Source organism: Pseudomonas sp. B10, from assembly GCF_900156235.1.
Classification (GTDB): domain Bacteria; phylum Pseudomonadota; class Gammaproteobacteria; order Pseudomonadales; family Pseudomonadaceae; genus Aquipseudomonas; species Aquipseudomonas siliginis.
In genome coordinates this window covers 3,379,674-3,396,246 of record NZ_LT707063.1, presented here as the reverse complement: position 1 = coordinate 3,396,246, position 16,573 = coordinate 3,379,674, and the positions used below count along the sequence as shown (strand labels likewise).

At 59.8% G+C, this 16,573-nt stretch carries 12 protein-coding genes; all 12 read left to right on the top strand.

Translation table 11 applies throughout. The features are described from left to right. The first annotated feature begins 3 nt into the window (after positions 1 to 3). The 12 genes from BXA01_RS15475 to BXA01_RS15420 all read left to right on the top strand — a co-directional run bounded on the left by BXA01_RS15475 (position 4) and on the right by BXA01_RS15420 (position 16,520). Positions 4 to 1,524, top strand: coding sequence for a sigma-54 interaction domain-containing protein (locus tag BXA01_RS15475; protein ID WP_076564575.1), 1,521 nt, complete (start codon positions 4 to 6; stop codon positions 1,522 to 1,524). 297 nt (positions 1,525 to 1,821) lie between these two features. Beyond that, a complete protein-coding gene (locus tag BXA01_RS15470) occupies positions 1,822 to 1,962 on the top strand; it encodes a hypothetical protein (protein ID WP_003229566.1) in 141 nt (46 codons plus the stop codon). An 18-nt stretch (positions 1,963 to 1,980) separates the two neighbouring features. Further along, entirely contained in the window at positions 1,981 to 3,177 is a 1,197-nt protein-coding gene (gene tagH / locus BXA01_RS15465; RefSeq protein ID WP_016772508.1) for a type VI secretion system-associated FHA domain protein TagH, read from the top strand. 5 nt (positions 3,178 to 3,182) lie between these two features. Beyond that, the gene (gene tssJ, locus BXA01_RS15460) at positions 3,183 to 3,683 is read left to right on the top strand and encodes a type VI secretion system lipoprotein TssJ (RefSeq protein WP_016772509.1); all 501 of its coding nucleotides are present in this window, start codon (positions 3,183 to 3,185) and stop codon (positions 3,681 to 3,683) included. 2 nt (positions 3,684 to 3,685) lie between these two features. Beyond that, on the top strand, positions 3,686 to 5,017 hold the full coding sequence (gene tssK / locus BXA01_RS15455) for a type VI secretion system baseplate subunit TssK (protein WP_016772510.1): 1,332 nt from the start codon (positions 3,686 to 3,688) through the stop codon (positions 5,015 to 5,017). A 5-nt stretch (positions 5,018 to 5,022) separates the two neighbouring features. Then, positions 5,023 to 5,898 carry a type IVB secretion system protein IcmH/DotU gene (icmH, locus tag BXA01_RS15450; protein ID WP_016772511.1) on the top strand — a complete coding sequence of 292 codons (876 nt, stop codon included), beginning with the start codon at positions 5,023 to 5,025 and terminating at the stop codon, positions 5,896 to 5,898. Between the two features lie 14 nt (positions 5,899 to 5,912). Next, positions 5,913 to 9,452 carry a type VI secretion system membrane subunit TssM gene (tssM, locus tag BXA01_RS15445; protein ID WP_016772512.1) on the top strand — a complete coding sequence of 1,180 codons (3,540 nt, stop codon included), beginning with the start codon at positions 5,913 to 5,915 and terminating at the stop codon, positions 9,450 to 9,452. Then, positions 9,452 to 10,180 (top strand): PP2C family protein-serine/threonine phosphatase, encoded by a 729-nt coding sequence (locus BXA01_RS15440; RefSeq protein WP_042608097.1) that lies wholly within the window; start codon positions 9,452 to 9,454, stop codon positions 10,178 to 10,180. The genes tssM and BXA01_RS15440 overlap by 1 nt, the downstream gene beginning before the upstream one ends. Then, the gene (locus tag BXA01_RS15435; protein WP_076564573.1) at positions 10,177 to 11,178 is read left to right on the top strand and encodes a serine/threonine-protein kinase; all 1,002 of its coding nucleotides are present in this window, start codon (positions 10,177 to 10,179) and stop codon (positions 11,176 to 11,178) included. The genes BXA01_RS15440 and BXA01_RS15435 overlap by 4 nt, the downstream gene beginning before the upstream one ends. 28 nt (positions 11,179 to 11,206) lie before the next feature. Continuing rightward, positions 11,207 to 13,249, top strand: a complete 2,043-nt coding sequence (locus BXA01_RS15430; RefSeq protein ID WP_076564570.1) for a type VI secretion system Vgr family protein — start codon at positions 11,207 to 11,209, stop codon at positions 13,247 to 13,249. Positions 13,250 to 13,452: 203 nt separating this feature from the next. Next, entirely contained in the window at positions 13,453 to 15,948 is a 2,496-nt protein-coding gene (locus BXA01_RS15425) for a pesticin C-terminus-like muramidase (protein WP_331717071.1), read from the top strand. After that, positions 15,930 to 16,520, top strand: coding sequence for a lysozyme inhibitor LprI family protein (locus BXA01_RS15420; RefSeq protein WP_076564567.1), 591 nt, complete (start codon positions 15,930 to 15,932; stop codon positions 16,518 to 16,520). Before BXA01_RS15425 ends, BXA01_RS15420 begins: the two co-directional genes overlap by 19 nt. Positions 16,521 to 16,573 lie beyond the last annotated feature (53 nt).

Below are 16,573 nucleotides of genomic sequence, written 5' to 3'. Positions count from 1 at the left end.
GTGATGTTCACTCAAGTGCCGCAGCCACTGGTCTATGCCGAAGCGTTGCTGGCGCAGTTCGCCAGTCTTTCGCGCGCGGCGGACAGTGCTGCGCTGCTGGGTGAATTCGTCCGTGGTCTGGCCGAGCTGAGCGGCTGCGAACTGACGCAGCTGTATCTGCTCGACGCCACCCACACCTGCCTGGGGATGAACGCCGAGTGCCTCGACGGCGCGCTGCAACCGCGTCAGGCGGCGAGCCTGCCGGCGGATTACAACGGTGAACAACTGCTGCAATTCGCCCTGTGCCAGAACCGCGTGGTGTGCCTCGACGACCTGACCGGCAGCCTGCACGAAACCAGTTTTCTGCCGGCGGCGAGCACGCCGTGGCAGTCGCTGTTGTGCGTGCCGCTGGTCAATCAGCACAAGTCGGTTGAGGGCTTGTTGCTGTGTGCCAGTCGTCGTCGCACTGACTTGCAGGGTTTTGCCGATTCCCTCGGCCAGCTCGGCTCGTTTGTGCTCGGCCAGCTGCATCTGCTGCAACGCCTGCGTCAGCCGCCGGCCGAATCGGCCACCGCCACACGCAGCGTGCCGAGCATCAGCGGCTACGGCCTGATCGGCAAAAGCGCGGCGATGCGCCAGACCTATTCGCTGATCAGCAAGATTCTTCACAGCCCGTACACCGTGCTGTTGCGTGGCGAGACCGGCACCGGCAAGGAGGTGGTGGCACGGGCGATTCACGATTGCGGCCCGCGTCGCTCCCAGGCGTTCATCGTGCAGAACTGCGCGGCGTTCCCGGAAAACCTGCTGGAAAGCGAACTGTTCGGCTATCGCAAGGGCGCCTTCACCGGTGCCGATCGCGATCGTGCCGGGCTGTTCGACGCGGCCAATGGCGGCACGTTGCTGCTCGACGAAATCGGTGACATGCCGTTGTCGCTGCAAGCGAAGATTCTGCGCGTGTTGCAGGAAGGCGAGATTCGTCCGCTGGGTTCCAACGACACGCACAAGATCGACGTGCGCATCATCGCCGCGACGCACCGTGATCTGGCGGCGCTGGTCAGCGAAGGCAAGTTCCGCGAGGACTTGTACTACCGCCTCGCACAATTTCCGATCGAGCTCCCGGCCCTGCGTCAGCGCGAAGGCGACATCCTCGATCTGGCCCGGCATTTCGCCGAGAAGACCTGCACGTTTTTGCAGCGTGATCCGGTGCGCTGGTCGGACTCGGCGCTGGAGCATCTGTGCGGCTACACATTCCCCGGCAACGTTCGCGAACTCAAGGCACTGGTCGAGCGCGCGGTGTTGCTCTGCGAGGGCGGCGAGTTGCTCGCCGAGCATTTTTCCCTGCGCCTGGAAGCGATGCCCGAGGACAACAGCGGCCTGAATCTGCGCGAACGCCTGGAGCAGGTCGAGCGCACTTTGCTGCTCGATTGCCTGCGCAAGAACGACGGCAACCAGACCCTCGCCGCCCGCGAACTGGGCCTGCCACGGCGCACGCTGCTGTACCGCCTCGGGCGCCTGAATATCAATTTGGGTGACTTTGATGGTTGAGCTACAGCACTTCTTCGAACCCAACACATACCCTGTGGAGAGGGGATTTATCCCCGTCCGGCTGCGCAGCAGTCGCAGTCCGGTACATACGGTTTCACTGAGAAATCGCGCTGGCAGGTTATGGGGGCGCTGCGCACCCCAACGGGGACAAGTCCCCTCGCCACGGGAGGTCGCCGTACCTCCAGGCTATGGCGCAAGGCCCCGATCTAGAGGCTTCGAGCCCACCTCAAAAACTTATTTCAGCGCCGCCCGCAAGGGTCGGCGCTTTGTGCTTTGTCTACACCTGGAGACCCTCTGATGTCTGTTCGTCACTGGCACGCTGTCCTGCTGACCCTCGTCGTTCTATGCGGCCTTGGCGGCTGTAGCGGCAATTACAAATTCAACGACAACGACTATCGCCCGTTGGGTGATCCGCAAGCGGTCAATCGCGGCAAGTGACCGCAAGGAGCATCAAACATGGAATTGGTTTTCGAAATGCTGAACACCAAGCAGTTCGTGCCCACCGAGCTGTGCCAGCGGACCTTCAAGCAGGCCGGTGGCGTGATCGGGCGCGGCGAGGACTGCGACTGGATCATCCCTGACCGCAAGCGTCACCTGTCCAATCACCACGCGATTGTCAGCTACCGCGAGGGCTCGTTCTTCCTTACCGATACCAGCAGCAACGGTGTCCAGGACGGCAGCAGCGGCGCACGCCTGCACAAGGGCGAACCGGTGCGCATCGAGCACGGCAGCACCTACATTCTCGGCGACTTCGAGATCCGTGCGCGGCTGGTTCGTGACCCGGCGACCTTCGACGGCGAAGTCGGCCGTCCGCGCGCCGCTGGCAGCATCATTCCGGACGACGCGTTTCTTGACCTCGACCCGCTCAACGCCCTCGAACAGCAAGAGCGCGTGTACTCGGAAATCGACGAACTGCTGTCGCCTACCGCCAAGCCGGAAGACTCCCGTCAACGTGCCGACTACGCGCGCATCGACATGGAAAGCCTGATGGTCCCGGAGCTGATTGCCGCCCCGGTCGAACCTGAGCCGGCGCCTGCACCGAAAGCCGTCGAGCGTCAGAGCGAAGGTTTCTGGGAGCACTTCGGCGCGGCGCTGGGTGTCGACGTCAAAGGCCTCAGCCACGACGAACGCGAAGCGCTGGCGCTGAACGCTGCGCGGCTGCTGCGCCAGAGCATCGGCGGTTTGCAGCAGAGCCTGCGTACCCGCTCCGAGCTGAAAAACGAACTGCGTCTGGCGCAGACCACCGTGCAAGGCACCAACAAGAACCCGCTGAAATTCGCCGTTGATCCGAGCGAAGCACTGCAGATTCTGTTGCAGCCAAGCAAGCCTGGCCATCTGCCCGCCGAGCAAGCGATCTCCCGTGCATTCCGTGATTTGCAGGCGCACCAAGTGGCTCTGCTGACCGCCAGTCGCGCCGCTGTGCGTGGCACGCTGGAGCACTTCTCGCCGGAGCAACTGACCCTGCGTTTCGAGCGCGACAGCAAGCCGTTGATCGCCACGTCGGGCGGGCGCTGGAGAGCGTTCGGCCGCTATCACCAGGCACTGCGTCAGGACGATGACTGGAGCGAGCGTCTGCTGGCCCGCGACTTCGCCCAGGCCTACGAAGAACAGATCCGCCTGATCTCCACCCTCCACACCGACCACCAAGGATGATGCGCATGTCTCGCCGCTCGACCGCTTTTTTCAAGACGCTGACTGCGCTCACCGTGCTGGTGCTGCTTGCCGGTTGCTCGTCGCTGTCGCCGTACTCGAAAGTGACCAAGATCAACCTCAAGCTGACTGGCAGCGATCAGCTCAACCCGGACCTCAATGGTCGGCCGTCGCCGATCGTCGTGCGCCTGTTCGAACTCAAGCACCCGGTGACCTTCGAGAACGCTGATTTCTTCAGCCTCTACGAGCGCGCCAAGGAATCCCTCAACCCGGATCTGGTGGCCAGCGAAGAACTCGAACTGCGCCCGGGTGAAACCGTGGAACTGAAACTCAGCGTGGAGGAGGGCAGCCGTTACGTGGGCATCCTTGCTGCCTATCGCGACCTGCCGGATACCCAGTGGCGCCACACCGTGCAGATCACTCCGCTGGAACTCACCGAGGCTGATCTGACCCTCGATCAGGCCGGTATCCGCAATACCCAACAAGTGCTCGCCAAGGCGGATGACTGATCATGAACACCCATAAAGTCATTTGGCAGGAAGGCATGCTGCTGCGACCGCAGCACTTCCAGCACAACGATCGTTACTACGATCACCAGATGAAAACCCGCACGCAATTGCTCGGTGGCTATACCTGGGGTTTTCTCAATCTGGAAATCGACTTGCAGTTCCTCAACATGGGCAAACTGGTGATCAGTGAAGCCTCGGGGATTCTGCCGGACGGCAGCCTGTTCGAACTCGGTGGCAACACCGAGCCGCTGGCGCTGGACGTGCCGCCGAACACCGGCAACACGCCGATCTATCTGGCGCTGCCGCTGGTCACCGGCAACCACATCGAGGCCCGGCGCCCGGAGCAATCCGACGTGCTCGCGCGCTACACCGCGTATGACGCGGAAGTCGCCGACTCCAACGCCGGCGACGATTCCGCCAGCCAGGTCAGCTGCGGTCGTCCGGACTTCAAACTGTTGCTCGGCGAGCAGCAGAGCGATCAGGCCTATGTGAAGCTGAAAATCTGCGACGTGCTCGACACCACGCCCGACGGCGTGATCAGCCTCGACCCGGATTTCGTCCCGACCTACATTCAGGCCCACGCCTCCAGCTACCTGCTGTCGTGCCTGAAAGAAGTCATCAGTATGCTCAGCCACCGTGGCGACACGATTGCCGAGCGGATTCGCTCCAATGGCAAGGTCGGCGGCGCTGAAGTCGGCGACTTCATGATGCTGCAACTGATCAACCGTACCGAACTGCTGCTGCGCCATTACCTCGGTCTGGAACAAGTGCACCCGGAAGAGTTGTATCGCACGCTGCTGACCATGCTCGGCGATCTGGCGACCTTCTCCGGCGAGAGCAAACGCCCGCGTCTGGACAGCCGCTATTCCCACGCCGATCAGGGCGCAAGCTTCCGCAAACTGATGGAAGCGATCCGTCAGGTGCTGTCGATGGTACTCGAACAGCACGCCATCGAACTGATCCTGCAGGCGCGTCAGTACGGCATCATCGTCTCGCCGTTGCACGATCACAAACTGCTCGGCTCGGCCTCGTTCGTGCTGGCAGCCAGTGCCAACTGCGACTCCGAAGAACTGCGTCAGCGTTTGCCGCAGCACCTCAAGGTCGGCCCGGTGGAGCGCATCCGCCAACTGGTCAACCTGCACTTGCCGGGGATCAAGGTCAAACCGTTGCCGGTGGCCCCGCGGCAGATCGCGTTCCACTCGAACAAAACCTATTTCATCCTCGAACTCAGTTCCGAAGACCTGGCACAACTCGAACGCTCCGGCGGTTTCGCGTTCCACGTGTCCGGCGAATTCGCCGAGCTTGAACTGAAATTCTGGGCCATCAGGAACTGACCGACATGATCAAGGAAACGGATTACAACCAGGACGACAAAACCGTCCTGCTCGACCGTCAGGGCCACGGACCGGCATCGAGTCCGCTGACCGACTTCGCCGCGCCGCCGCGTTTCGAGCAACTGGAAGAACGCATGATCTACGCCGCGCGCCTGCGTCCGGCGGAGGCGTTCAACATCAGCCTCAACTCGCTGGTCGCGGCCTCGTCCGACCTGCTCTCGGAAGTGGTGCGCCTCAAGCACAGCGAAACCCGCGAAGACCTGTATGCGCTGAATGAGCGGCTGACTGCCGGGCTGAAATTGTTTGAAGTGCGCGCCCTGCACAACGGCGCCGAAAGCAGCCAGGTAATGGCCGCGCGTTACGTGCTCTGCACCGTGGTCGACGAAGCCGTCGTGACCACGCCGTGGGGCAACGAAAGCGAGTGGTCGCAGATGAGCCTGCTGAGCAGCTTCCACAACGAAACCTTCGGCGGCGAGAAGTTTTTCCAGCTGCTCGATCGGCTGTCGAAAAACCCGGTCAAGCACCTGCCGATGCTCGAACTGATGTACCTGTGCCTGTCCCTCGGTTTCGAGGGCAAGTACCGCGTACAGGCACGCGGCATGCTTGAGCTTGAAGGCATCCGCGACGCCTTGTACCGGCAGATCCGTCAGTTGCGTGGCGACGTGCCGCGCGAGTTGTCGCCGCACTGGGAAGGCCTCAACGACCAGCGCCGCAACCTGGTGCGCATCGTGCCGGCGTGGATGGTGGTGCTCTTTACTCTGGTCTGCCTGGTGGTGATGTATTCGGGCTTCGCCTGGGTCCTGAGCGAACAACGCGACACCGTTCTGCATCCTTATCAGCCGCTTGATCCAGCCGCGGTGCAACCGCAGGCGCAGCCGTAAAACAGGGACGTGTGATGAAAAAGTTTTTCAAGAAAGTCGGCGCTTTCCTGCGCCAGACCTGGGTCTGGACTCTGCTGCTGGTGCTGTTCGTGGCGCTGCTGGTGTGGTTCGTCGGCCCGTTGTTGGCGGTCGATGATTACAAGTTCTGGGAAAGCGCGACCTCGCGCCTGCTGACCATCAGCGTGCTGTTCCTGATCTGGGGCCTGACCATGGTCTTCGTCAGCTGGCGCGCGGGTATCCGCAAGAAGGCCGAGGAGGAAAGCGAGGACGGTCAGGACCGCATTCGCCGCGAAGAGCTGATCGACGAAGAACAGAAAGAGTTGAAGGCGCGTTTCAAGGACGCGCTGAAAACCCTTAAGACGTCGAGCCTGTATCGCGGTCGCAGCGAGCGCTGGCGCAGTGACTTGCCGTGGTACCTGCTGATCGGTCCGCAGGCCTCGGGCAAAACCAGCCTGCTGGACTTCTCCGGTCTGGAATTCCCGATCAACAAGATCGACCGCAAGCTGACCCGCGACACCCTCGGCACCCGTCATTGCGACTGGTATTTCGCCGACCACGGTGTACTGATCGACACCGCCGGGCGCTACACCACTCAACCGGACGCGGAAGTCGACGGCAACGCCTGGACAACCCTGCTGGAGCTGCTGCGCAAGCGTCGTCGCGGCCGTCCGTTGAACGGTGTGCTGGTGACCATTCCGGTGGAAACCCTCACCGGCGGCAGCGAGCAGGACATCGAGACTCTCGCACGCCAGGTGCGCAGCCGTCTGCAGGACGTGCACCAGAAACTCCACGTCGACGTGCCGGTGTATCTGGTCCTGAGCAAGGCTGACAAGCTGCTCGGCTTCGACGAATTCTTCGATCAACTGACCCGCGAAGAAAGTGATCAGGTGCTCGGCACCAGTTTCCGCAAGGATCAGGTCGGCACCGACGTCACGGTCCTGCGCAACGAGTTCGAAGAGCTGCTGCGCCGCCTCAACAGCCAAGTGATCATGCGCATGCACTCCGAGCGCGACACTCAGCGCCGTGGCCGCATCCTCGACTTCCCGCATCAGTTGGGGCAGATCGGCGAGCGTCTGTGCCTGTTCGTCGACATGGCGTTCACCGGCAACCGCTATCAGCGCGCCACGCAACTGCGCGGCTTCTACCTGACCAGCGCGCCGCACCTGACCCAGGAAATGGATTCGACCACCGCCGGCATCGGCGCCAGCCTGGGCATGAACGCCGGCGTGCTGCCGACTCTGCGCAGCGGTCGTTCGCGATTCATCCACCACTTGCTCAGCCAAGTGATTTTCCCCGAGGCCGATCTGGCCGGTCTGGACAAGCGCGAGCGCAGCCGCATTCATTGGGGCCAGCGTGCGCTGTACGTCGGCGCTCTGGCGGCGCTGGCACTGTTCGGCATGCTCTGGGCCGGTGGTTTCTCGGCCAACTATGAGCGTCTGGAAAATCTGCGCACGCTGGCGCAGAACTGGACCCAGCAACGCTCGGCCGTCACGCCGCGTGATGACGCCATGGGCGTGCTGAAAGTGCTCGACACCAGCTACGCCGCGACCCAGGTGTTCCCGAGCAAGGGCGACGTCTCGTACCACGAGCGTGGCGGCCTGTATCAGGGCGAAGAGATCAACCCGGTGGTGAAAACCGCCTACGAGCGTGAGCTTGAAGCGCAGTTGCTGCCACGGGTCGCAACCATGCTCGAAGGGCAGATCCGCGCCAACATGAAGGACCGCGATCGCCTGCTCAACAGCCTGCGCGCGTACCTGATGCTGAACATGAAGGATCGTCGCGACGCGGCGTGGCTCAAGGACTGGGTCGCCACTGACTGGTCGCAGCGCTACACCGGCAACACCGCGGTGCAGAACGGTCTGAACACGCACCTTGAGCGCTTGCTCAAGCAGCCGTTCATCTACCCGCTGAACGATCAGTTGGTGACGCAGGCGCGTCAGGTCCTGCGCAGCGAATCGCTGGCCAATGTGGTTTACCGCATGCTCCGCGAGCAGGCGCGCAACCTGCCGGACTACCGCTTCAGCCAGCACCTCGGCCCGCAAGGTTCGTTGTTCATCGGCACTGAATACGTGATCCCGGGTTTCTACACCCAGCAGGGTTATCAGCAGTATTTCTCGGTGCAGGGCGCCGCGCTGGTCACCGACATCCTGCGCGACAACTGGGTGCTGGGCGAAGGCGCGGGCATCAGCGACATGGACTTGCGTCGCCTGATGGTCGAGCTTGAGCAGCTGTACTTCCGCGACTACGCCAACTACTGGAGCGAAGCCGTTGGCCAGGTCGCGTTGCCACCAATCAGCGACGCTGGCGAAGGCGCCGAGCAACTGGCGGGCCTGACGTCGGCCAACTCGCCGGTCCTCGCATTGCTCACCGAAGTGCGTGAAAACACTCGCTTCGAAGCCGCGGCTGATCCGGTCGATGAAGCCGGCGAAGCCGCCGATGCGCTGGCCGGGCAGAAAGGCAAACTGGGCAAGGTCGGCAAACTCGCCGCGGCTGCCGCCGACAAGGCTTCGGCGCTGAACGTGGCGAAGAATCTGCCGGACACCGCGAAGAAATCCCTGCAACGCCGCTTCGAACCGCTGCATCGTCTGCTCGATGACAACAACGGCCCGGGCGCTGACCTGACGCCAGCGTTCAGCGCGCTCAACGACCTGCAACTGCAACTGGCCGGTCTGGCCCGTTCCAGCACGCCGGAGCAAGCCGCATTCGAGATGGCCAAGACGCGCATGAGCGGCCAGCGTGATGCGCTGACCAACCTGCGCAATGCCTCCGGTCGTCTGCCGCGTCCGCTGAGCGTGTGGTTCAACGTGCTGGCCGAAGACTCGTGGCGCCTGGTGCTCAACGATGCCTATCAATACCTGAACGGCCGTTATCAGAACGAGCTGTACAGCGTGTATGGCAAGACCATCAGCAAGCGTTATCCGTTCAGCGCCAGCAGCACCAGCGACGTGGCGATCAGCGACTTCCGTGAGTTCTTCCGTGCGCAAGGTACCGTCGACCGCTTCTTCGACAGCTACATGCGGCCGTTCGTCAGCGGCGATCCGGGGAACTACCGCATGCGCAGCGTCGACGGTCACAGCCTGCCGGTATCGAAGGTCTACCTCGATCAGATGGCGGCGGCGCAGACCATTCGCCAGAGCTTCTTCTCGATCAACCCGGCCGAGCCGACCGTGCAGTTCAAGCTTGAGCCGTACACCCTCGACCCGGCGGTCAGCCGCTCCGAATTCAAGTTCGGCGACAAGACCATGGAATACCGTCACGGCCCGATCCTGCCGATGACCTTCAAGTGGCCGACCGATGCTGAAGACGGTCGCACCAGTCTGGTCATGGACAAGATGGCCGGGCGTCCGATCGGGATCGAGAAGAACTCCGGCCCATGGTCGCTGTTCCGTTTGTTCGACCTGATGCAGACCGAGTACCTGAACGGTCGTGACGTGCTGGTACTGAAAGCCGACGTGGGTGGCCTGCGCGCCAACTACCTGCTGACCAGCCAGCGCACGCCGAACCCGTTCGACATGGGCGTACTGCGCACCTTCCGTATGCCGGTGCAGCTCTGATGCTGGTGGCCAGTCCCTGGCGCAGCGCGGCGCGTACCGACCCGGGCAAGGTGCGGGCGCGCAACGAAGATGCCTTCCTCGACTCGCCGCAGCATGGGCTGTGGGTGGTCGCGGACGGCATGGGCGGTCATCAGGGTGGCGACATCGCCAGCCAGTTGATCGTCGCCAGCCTGGCTGAGTTGCCGCAACACGAGGACTTCGACGAACGTCTCAAAGCCATCCGCCAGTGCCTGCACTGGCTGAACCGGCGCTTGGGGCAGGAGTTGACGGTCACTGCCGGGCGTCACGACAGCATCATGGGCAGCACCGTCGTCGCGCTGCTGGTGGAAGGCAATCGCGCGGCCTGCATCTGGGCCGGTGACAGCCGTTGCTATATGTGGCGCGGGCAGCGGTTGTATCAGCTGTCCAAGGACCATTCGCTGCAACAGCAACTGATCGACGAGCAGCAAATGAGCGTCGAACAGGCGGCAGCGCACCCGGCGGCTCAGGCATTGACCCGAGCGGTCGGTGCCGCCGAAACACTGACCCTGGATGTGCTTGAACTCGAGGTCTATCCGGGCGATGTGTTTTTGCTCTGCAGCGATGGTTTGTATCAGGGCCTGAGCAGCGATGCCCTCGGCAACGCCCTCAGCCTCAGCGCGCCGCACGTGGCGCTGGAACGTTTGTTCGACGGAGCTCTGCGTGGCGCCGCGCGGGACAACCTGACTGCCGTGGTGATCCGCCAATGAGTGAACTCGAATCGCCCATCGATGACCTGCTGATCAGCGAAGAGCAGGCCAACAACCTGACCTACTTCGCCTTCGCCAAGGGCAACAAGGCCGAACCGCTGCTGGCGCCGACCAAGGCCAGCATCGGTGCGCTGCCGGATGTACTCGCCGGTCGCTACCACCTCGAGCGTCTGCTCGGGGCCGGTGGCATGGGCGCCGTTTACCGGGCGCGAGATCTGCTGCATGAGCAGTTCGGCGATCCCGACCCTTACATTGCGCTGAAAATCCTCAGCGAAGAATTTGCCGAATCGCCGGATGCCAGTGCCTTGCTCTACAGCGAGTTCGCCCTGACCCGACGCCTGCGCCACGACAACGTCGTGCGTGCGCACACCTTTGAAGTCGACACCGACTGCCAGCGGGCCTTCATCACCATGGAATACATGCGTGGCCTGACCCTGGACAAATTGCTCTGCGAGCGGCCCCTCGGCCTGCCGTGGCAAGAATTGCGTGACATCGTCCTGCCGCTGCTCGACACGTTGGCCTACGCCCACCGTCGCGGCGTGCTGCACGGTGATCTGAAACCGAGCAACGTCATGCTCAGCGAAGACGGCCTGCGCCTGTTCGACTTCGGTCTGGGGCAGGCAGAGGAGGGCATCTTGCCCGGCCTGCCGCACCTGAGCCGCGAGCGCTTCAACGCCTGGACCCCGGGCTACGCCGCCCCCGAACTGCTTGAGGGCCAACCGTTGTCGGCCAGCGCGGACGTGTACGGCGTGGCCTGCGTGATCTATGAACTGGCGGGCGGCAAACACCCGTTCCGCCGCTTACCCTCGACCCAGGCCCGCGACGAGCATCTGGAGCGCGAGCTGCGCGCCCCAGCGAATCTACCCCAGCACGGCTGGCACGCGCTGCGAACCGCGCTGAGCTTCAACCCGGCAGAACGCACCATCACTGCCCAACAATTGCGTGACGCCTTGGGCGCCACTTCGTCCTGGCTGCAACGTCTGCGACTTCGGGCGTAACGGATGACATTCGAACAGGGAGCACACGATGTTCAACTCAGCTAACGAAACCCACTTCAGCCTCAAGGTCGAAGACTACGTCGGCGACCTGCAAGTGCTGTCGTTCACCGGCACCGAAGGCATCAGCCAGGCGTATCGCTTCGACCTCGAACTGGTCAGCGAAAACCCCGATCTGGACCTCGAACAACTGCTGCACAAGCAGGCGTTCCTGGCGTTCGATCCCCAGGGCTCGGGCATTCACGGGCAGATCTACCGCGTCGCCCAGGGCGATGCCGGCAAGCGCCTGACCCGCTACAAAGTCTCGATCGTGCCGCAACTGCAATACCTGCGTCACCGCACCAACCAGCGCATCTACCAGCAGATGTCGGCGCCGAAGATCATCGCGCTGATCCTCGAAGAGCACGGCATCAAGAGCAACGCCTACAGCTTCCAGCTCAGCCAGCCGTGCCCGGATCGCGACTACTGCGTGCAGTACGACGAAACCGACCTGCATTTCGTCCAGCGCCTGTGCGAAGAAGAAGGCATTCACTACCACTTCCAGCACAGCGAAAAAGCGCACCTGCTGGTGTTCGGCGACGACCAGACCGTGTTCCAGAACTTGGGGCAGCCAACTGCTTATGTGCAGGGCAGCGGTATGGTCGCCGACGAGCCGGTGATCAAAGCCTTCAAACTGCGCCTGGAAACCCGCACCACGCGCACCACGCGCCGCGACTACGACTTCGAAAAACCGCGCCTGCGAATGGAAGCGGCCTACAAACCGGACGGCGACAGCACTGAACCGGATCTCGAAGACTACGACTACCCCGGCCGCTTCATCGACCGCGCGCGCGGCAAGTTCCTCAGCCAACGCGCCCTCGAACGCCATCGCGCCGACTACCGCCAGGCCGAAGGTCGCGGCGACCAGACCAAACTGGTCAGCGGCCACTTCATGGAAATGTCCGACCACCCGCGCAGCGAGTGGAACGACCTGTGGCTGCTCACCGAAATCTTCCACGAAGGCAAACAACCGCAAGTCCTCGAAGAAGGCGTGACCAGCGACACCACCGACAACAAGGACGACTTCCACCAAGGCTACCGCAACACCTTCCTCGCCACCCCGTGGGACGTGTTCTACCGCCCGGCCCTCGAACACCCCAAACCACGCGTGCTCGGCAGCCAGACCGCCATGGTCACCGGCCCCAAAGGCGAAGAAATCCACTGCGACCAATACGGCCGCATCAAAGTGCAATTCCACTGGGACCGCGAAGGCCTGGCCGACGACAAAACCAGCTGCTGGCTGCGCGTCTCCAGCTCCTGGGCCGGCGACCGCTATGGCGCCATCAGCATCCCGCGCATCGGCATGGAAGTCCTCGTCACCTTCCTCGAAGGCGACCCCGACCAACCCCTCGTCACCGGCTGCCTGTACCACAAGGAAAACCCGGTGCCGTACGCCTTGCCGGCGAACAAGACGCGCAGCGTGTTCAAAACGCTTAGCTCGCCGGGGGGCGGTGGCTATAACGAGCTGCGCATTGAAGACAAGAAAGGTGCGGAGCAGATCTACATTCATGCCCAGCGCGATTGGGATGAAAACGTTGAGCATGACCAGAAGATTCGGGTCGGTAATGAACGTCATGACACGGTGGTGAAGAACACCTACACCGAGCTGAAGGCTGAAGAACACCGCACCACGATCTCCGATCGCAAGGTTGAAGCGAAGCTGGATGATCACCTGACGATTGGGCAGAACCAGCATGTGAAGCTGGGGACTGCGCAGCTGACCAGCGTGGGGAAAGAGATACACCTCAAGGCTGGGGACAAGATCGTTATTGAGGCGGGGACGGAGCTGACCATTCTTGGGGGTGGGAGCTTTATCAAGCTTGATGGCGGTGGGGTTACGGTGGTTGGGCCGGTGATCAAGATCAATGCTGGGGGCTCGGCTGGGTCGGGTACTGGCATCGGGATTAAACCGCCGGTGCTGCCGGGGGCGGCGGATAAGGATAAGGCGGGGAGTTTGATGGATCAGGCGTTGTTGAATGCGTCTGAGGAGAAGATCAAACGCAAACCGAAGCGCATGCTCAATTTTTCCGGGTAAGACATCGACGGCAATCCAAGCCACCAGGGATCAGAATTCAGGTAATTGGTAATGACAGAGACAACGAACAAAATTCAAAAATGGTCGTATCCCCTCAAAGTCGGGGCAGCTGAAGCGACCGATCCGCAGCAGTTCTACAAGGCGTTAGCCAAAGCGAAGGACGGCTACTATCCGTTGGGGCCAATGGGCTTTGGCATGGTGGTGTGCATTTCGATGAGGATTCGGGTCTGGTGCAGGACTCGACAGAAGTCCGATGCATAGCGGACGGTGAAGTGGTTGCCTATCGAATCGATAGCGCCTATCCCAAGTCGAATTTCGGTACAAGCCAGTCCGATTTTTCCACTGGCTTTGTATTGGTCAAACACCGATTGGAAGTGCCGATGCCGCCAGCGCCGGCGGTACCGCCGGGTTCTCCTCCTGCAGCACCCGTTCCCGGCCCGAGTCTTACCTTTTTCAGTCTGTATATGCATTTGTTGCAATGGAAAAGCTACGAAGAAACCCCTGCACTGCCACGGCCGGCCTTTTGGAGCGGCGGTACTTTGCAGGTGAAGACAAGTGCCAATGACGAACTCCTGGGCTTACGTGTCCGCCAGGAACCACGAGGAAGGCCCGGGTATGCAACGGTATTGACAGTTTTGAATCGCGGCACGGTTGTCGAGACAGGCGAAGAGCACAATGGTTGGCTCAAGGTTGTCAGCGTCACGCCAGCCAGTACCGACCTGCCTCCGGGTACAGGCTGGGTGTTCAAAAGAGAGATGACCGCAGGACCAACGCCAAATACTTACGTCATTGGTGCCGCTGCCAAAGACCCAATGACTCCGCCTCAGAAAGGTCTTGTCGTACGCGCCTCTGCCAGCCAGTCAGGCGCTGTGAAAGCAATTTTGCCGCACGGTACGCAAGTTAAAATCGGAAACGACGGGACGCGTGGCAAGTACCAGAAACTGCTGGAGATCGTCAGTGGGAATGCTGTTCCGCCGCTGGCAGCGGGAGAGGTGCTTGGATATGTCTGGGAAGGGCTACTTGAGGCCAAGAGTGAGCCAGCAGAAAAGGACGCCGTGCATGTCTTGGCGACTCCATTCCCGATTACCGCGGGCAGTATGATTGGACATGTAGGGAAGTATCAGAATCACTCCGATTCGGCCCCCAACAATGTACTGCACGTTGAGCTGTTCAGCTGTGAAGACGTGAAGGCCTTCACCGCGCTGAGCAAAGAGAAGGCTGCGGGACTGCCAGCAGCTGAAAGAACGCTAGTGAAAATTCCTAAAGGCAGCGTGGTGGTTACTCACGTGGAGGGAATGGGCTCTACCAATCCACCTAAAGTGACTGATCCGCACAAAACGGTTGGTTATGATTTTCTGGTTCCTGTCGGAGTGCTGGAAGCTTTACCGGCTGAGAAAAAAATAAAGGTTCCTGTCGTCATGGGAGGAAGCACTACCTATACGTTGTGGTGGCGCCTGGACGGGGTATTAGGTGATGCCGACGGGAATGAGCTCAATGGATGGTTTGCAGAGCCAGATACCAAGTTATCGCGGCATTCACCCTTTGAGTGGGAAGGTTTCAGTTTCATCGAAGAAACTGTCAGTAATGCGGACCACCTCGCGGCATCTCTCCATGCTCAGGAAAATTTGACCGAGGAAGAGCGAGCGACATATTTGCCAAACGTTGGAAATGCCAATGACGGCCCCGCTAAGCAGCATTTGTACAAAATGCTTGATAAAAACGGCGACAACAAACTTACACCTACGGAAATCAAAGAAGCGTTAAGCAAGCCTTGGTTTTCTCAGCCGATATCTCAAATGGTTACGCGTTACGAAAGCGAGTGGCAGTTCAAAAAAGAAAAATGGGATTCGCTGGACGAGCTGATTGGGCATAGTGTCTCGGATCCTCATCAGCATTGGGTGGAAGAAAAACTTCGAATTGAACGCTTGAGTTGGTGGGATAAGCTAGTCGGGAAACATGGCATAACCGTTGATAATAATGTTCAGCATATTCATTTGCTTGGTTTGTTGGGCGGTTTCTTGTCCGGCTGTCCTGAGAAGTGCAAGGCCGAAGTCTATACCCTCGACACAACAGTTGGGCCATATGTAGTATCGAAGAAACTATTTGAATTTCTGTTGGCAATCGAAGCTTATCGAGAACATCCATATGCATTACCTGATGATAGCAGTGGAATAACGATAGGTTATGGTTACGATCTTGGGCAGCAAACAGCAGCGAGAGTTGATGCGGAGCTTAAAGACCTGTATACCCCTGAAGAAATAGAAAGATTAAAAGGAGCTCTTGGCAAGAAAGGTCAAGATGCGCGCGATTATGTGCACAACGTCAGCTCGATATCCATCAGTAAGGATAATGCTTTAAAGTTAGCTGTCATTATGAAAAAACGGTATGCGCAACAAGTTGTTGATGTATACCCTAAAGCTATAAATTTGCATCCGGATTGTCAGGGTGTATTACTTTCTCTTGTAGTAAATCGGGGCAATTCCTTATCAGGGAATACGCCCGCTAAGGCGTTGAAGCGGCTAGAGATGAAACAGATAAAAGAAGATTTCGATAACGATAAGCCCGAACTGATTCCATCCCGGCTACGTAGCATGAAGCGGCTTTGGGAAAATGACCCTAATACCGTCGGTGTAGCCACTAGACGTGAAAAAGAAGCGGTATTTTTTGAGGAGGCGTTGAAATGCAATTGCTGGAAGTGACGAAGAAAGTCTTTTCTATTTTATCGGTCGTATTTCTTTCTACCGGCGCTGCGTCGGCCGATGTTGATTGTAGCTCGGTTAATTCAACGAATCCTGACATTGTCAGCTGCTCTCAGAAGTCGTTTGAAAAAATTGATAAAGTCCTGAATGAGCAATACAAAGCTTTGTCTGCTGAGCTCGATTCATCAACTAGGGCGGAGCTGCTTTCTACGCAAAAAAAATGGATAATCCTTAGGGATGAATACTGCAAAAACGATGATGAAGAGGGCGGAGAGTCTCCGATTGAGCAATTGTCGTGTAAGAAACAGTTGACGAGTTTTCGTGTGGCTGAACTTGTTTATCTTCGGACCGGCGTCATAGGGGATGGTTTTTATAAGGCTGTATCGCTAGTTAATGAAAAAGTCACCGCTATGAACTATTCGGAAGCTTTGAAGTTTGTCGGCGATAACGAAGATTTCGGATCGGCTTGGAAAGGATATGCAGAAGAAAACTGCGCGATAACATCCAGGTTGTTCGGCGAGGCTAAAGATCGGTGCATGGGGAGAATGCGTTTTCAGATTCCGATTTTTTGATTGCGGGTCGCGGTGATGCAGATAATTAAATGGCGGTAGACCGCGTTTGAGTA

Bases quoted from the DNA above. Each gene is read 5' to 3' on its own strand.
- BXA01_RS15475 (WP_076564575.1), top strand. From the start codon at position 4: ATGTTCACTCAAGTGCCGCAGCCACTGGTCTATGCCGAAGCGTTGCTG.
- BXA01_RS15470 (WP_003229566.1), top strand. From the start codon at position 1,822: ATGTCTGTTCGTCACTGGCACGCTGTCCTGCTGACCCTCGTCGTTCTA.
- tagH (WP_016772508.1), top strand. From the start codon at position 1,981: ATGGAATTGGTTTTCGAAATGCTGAACACCAAGCAGTTCGTGCCCACC.
- tssJ (WP_016772509.1), top strand. From the start codon at position 3,183: ATGTCTCGCCGCTCGACCGCTTTTTTCAAGACGCTGACTGCGCTCACC.
- tssK (WP_016772510.1), top strand. From the start codon at position 3,686: ATGAACACCCATAAAGTCATTTGGCAGGAAGGCATGCTGCTGCGACCG.
- icmH (WP_016772511.1), top strand. From the start codon at position 5,023: ATGATCAAGGAAACGGATTACAACCAGGACGACAAAACCGTCCTGCTC.
- tssM (WP_016772512.1), top strand. From the start codon at position 5,913: ATGAAAAAGTTTTTCAAGAAAGTCGGCGCTTTCCTGCGCCAGACCTGG.
- BXA01_RS15440 (WP_042608097.1), top strand. From the start codon at position 9,452: ATGCTGGTGGCCAGTCCCTGGCGCAGCGCGGCGCGTACCGACCCGGGC.
- BXA01_RS15435 (WP_076564573.1), top strand. From the start codon at position 10,177: ATGAGTGAACTCGAATCGCCCATCGATGACCTGCTGATCAGCGAAGAG.
- BXA01_RS15430 (WP_076564570.1), top strand. From the start codon at position 11,207: ATGTTCAACTCAGCTAACGAAACCCACTTCAGCCTCAAGGTCGAAGAC.
- BXA01_RS15420 (WP_076564567.1), top strand. From the start codon at position 15,930: ATGCAATTGCTGGAAGTGACGAAGAAAGTCTTTTCTATTTTATCGGTC.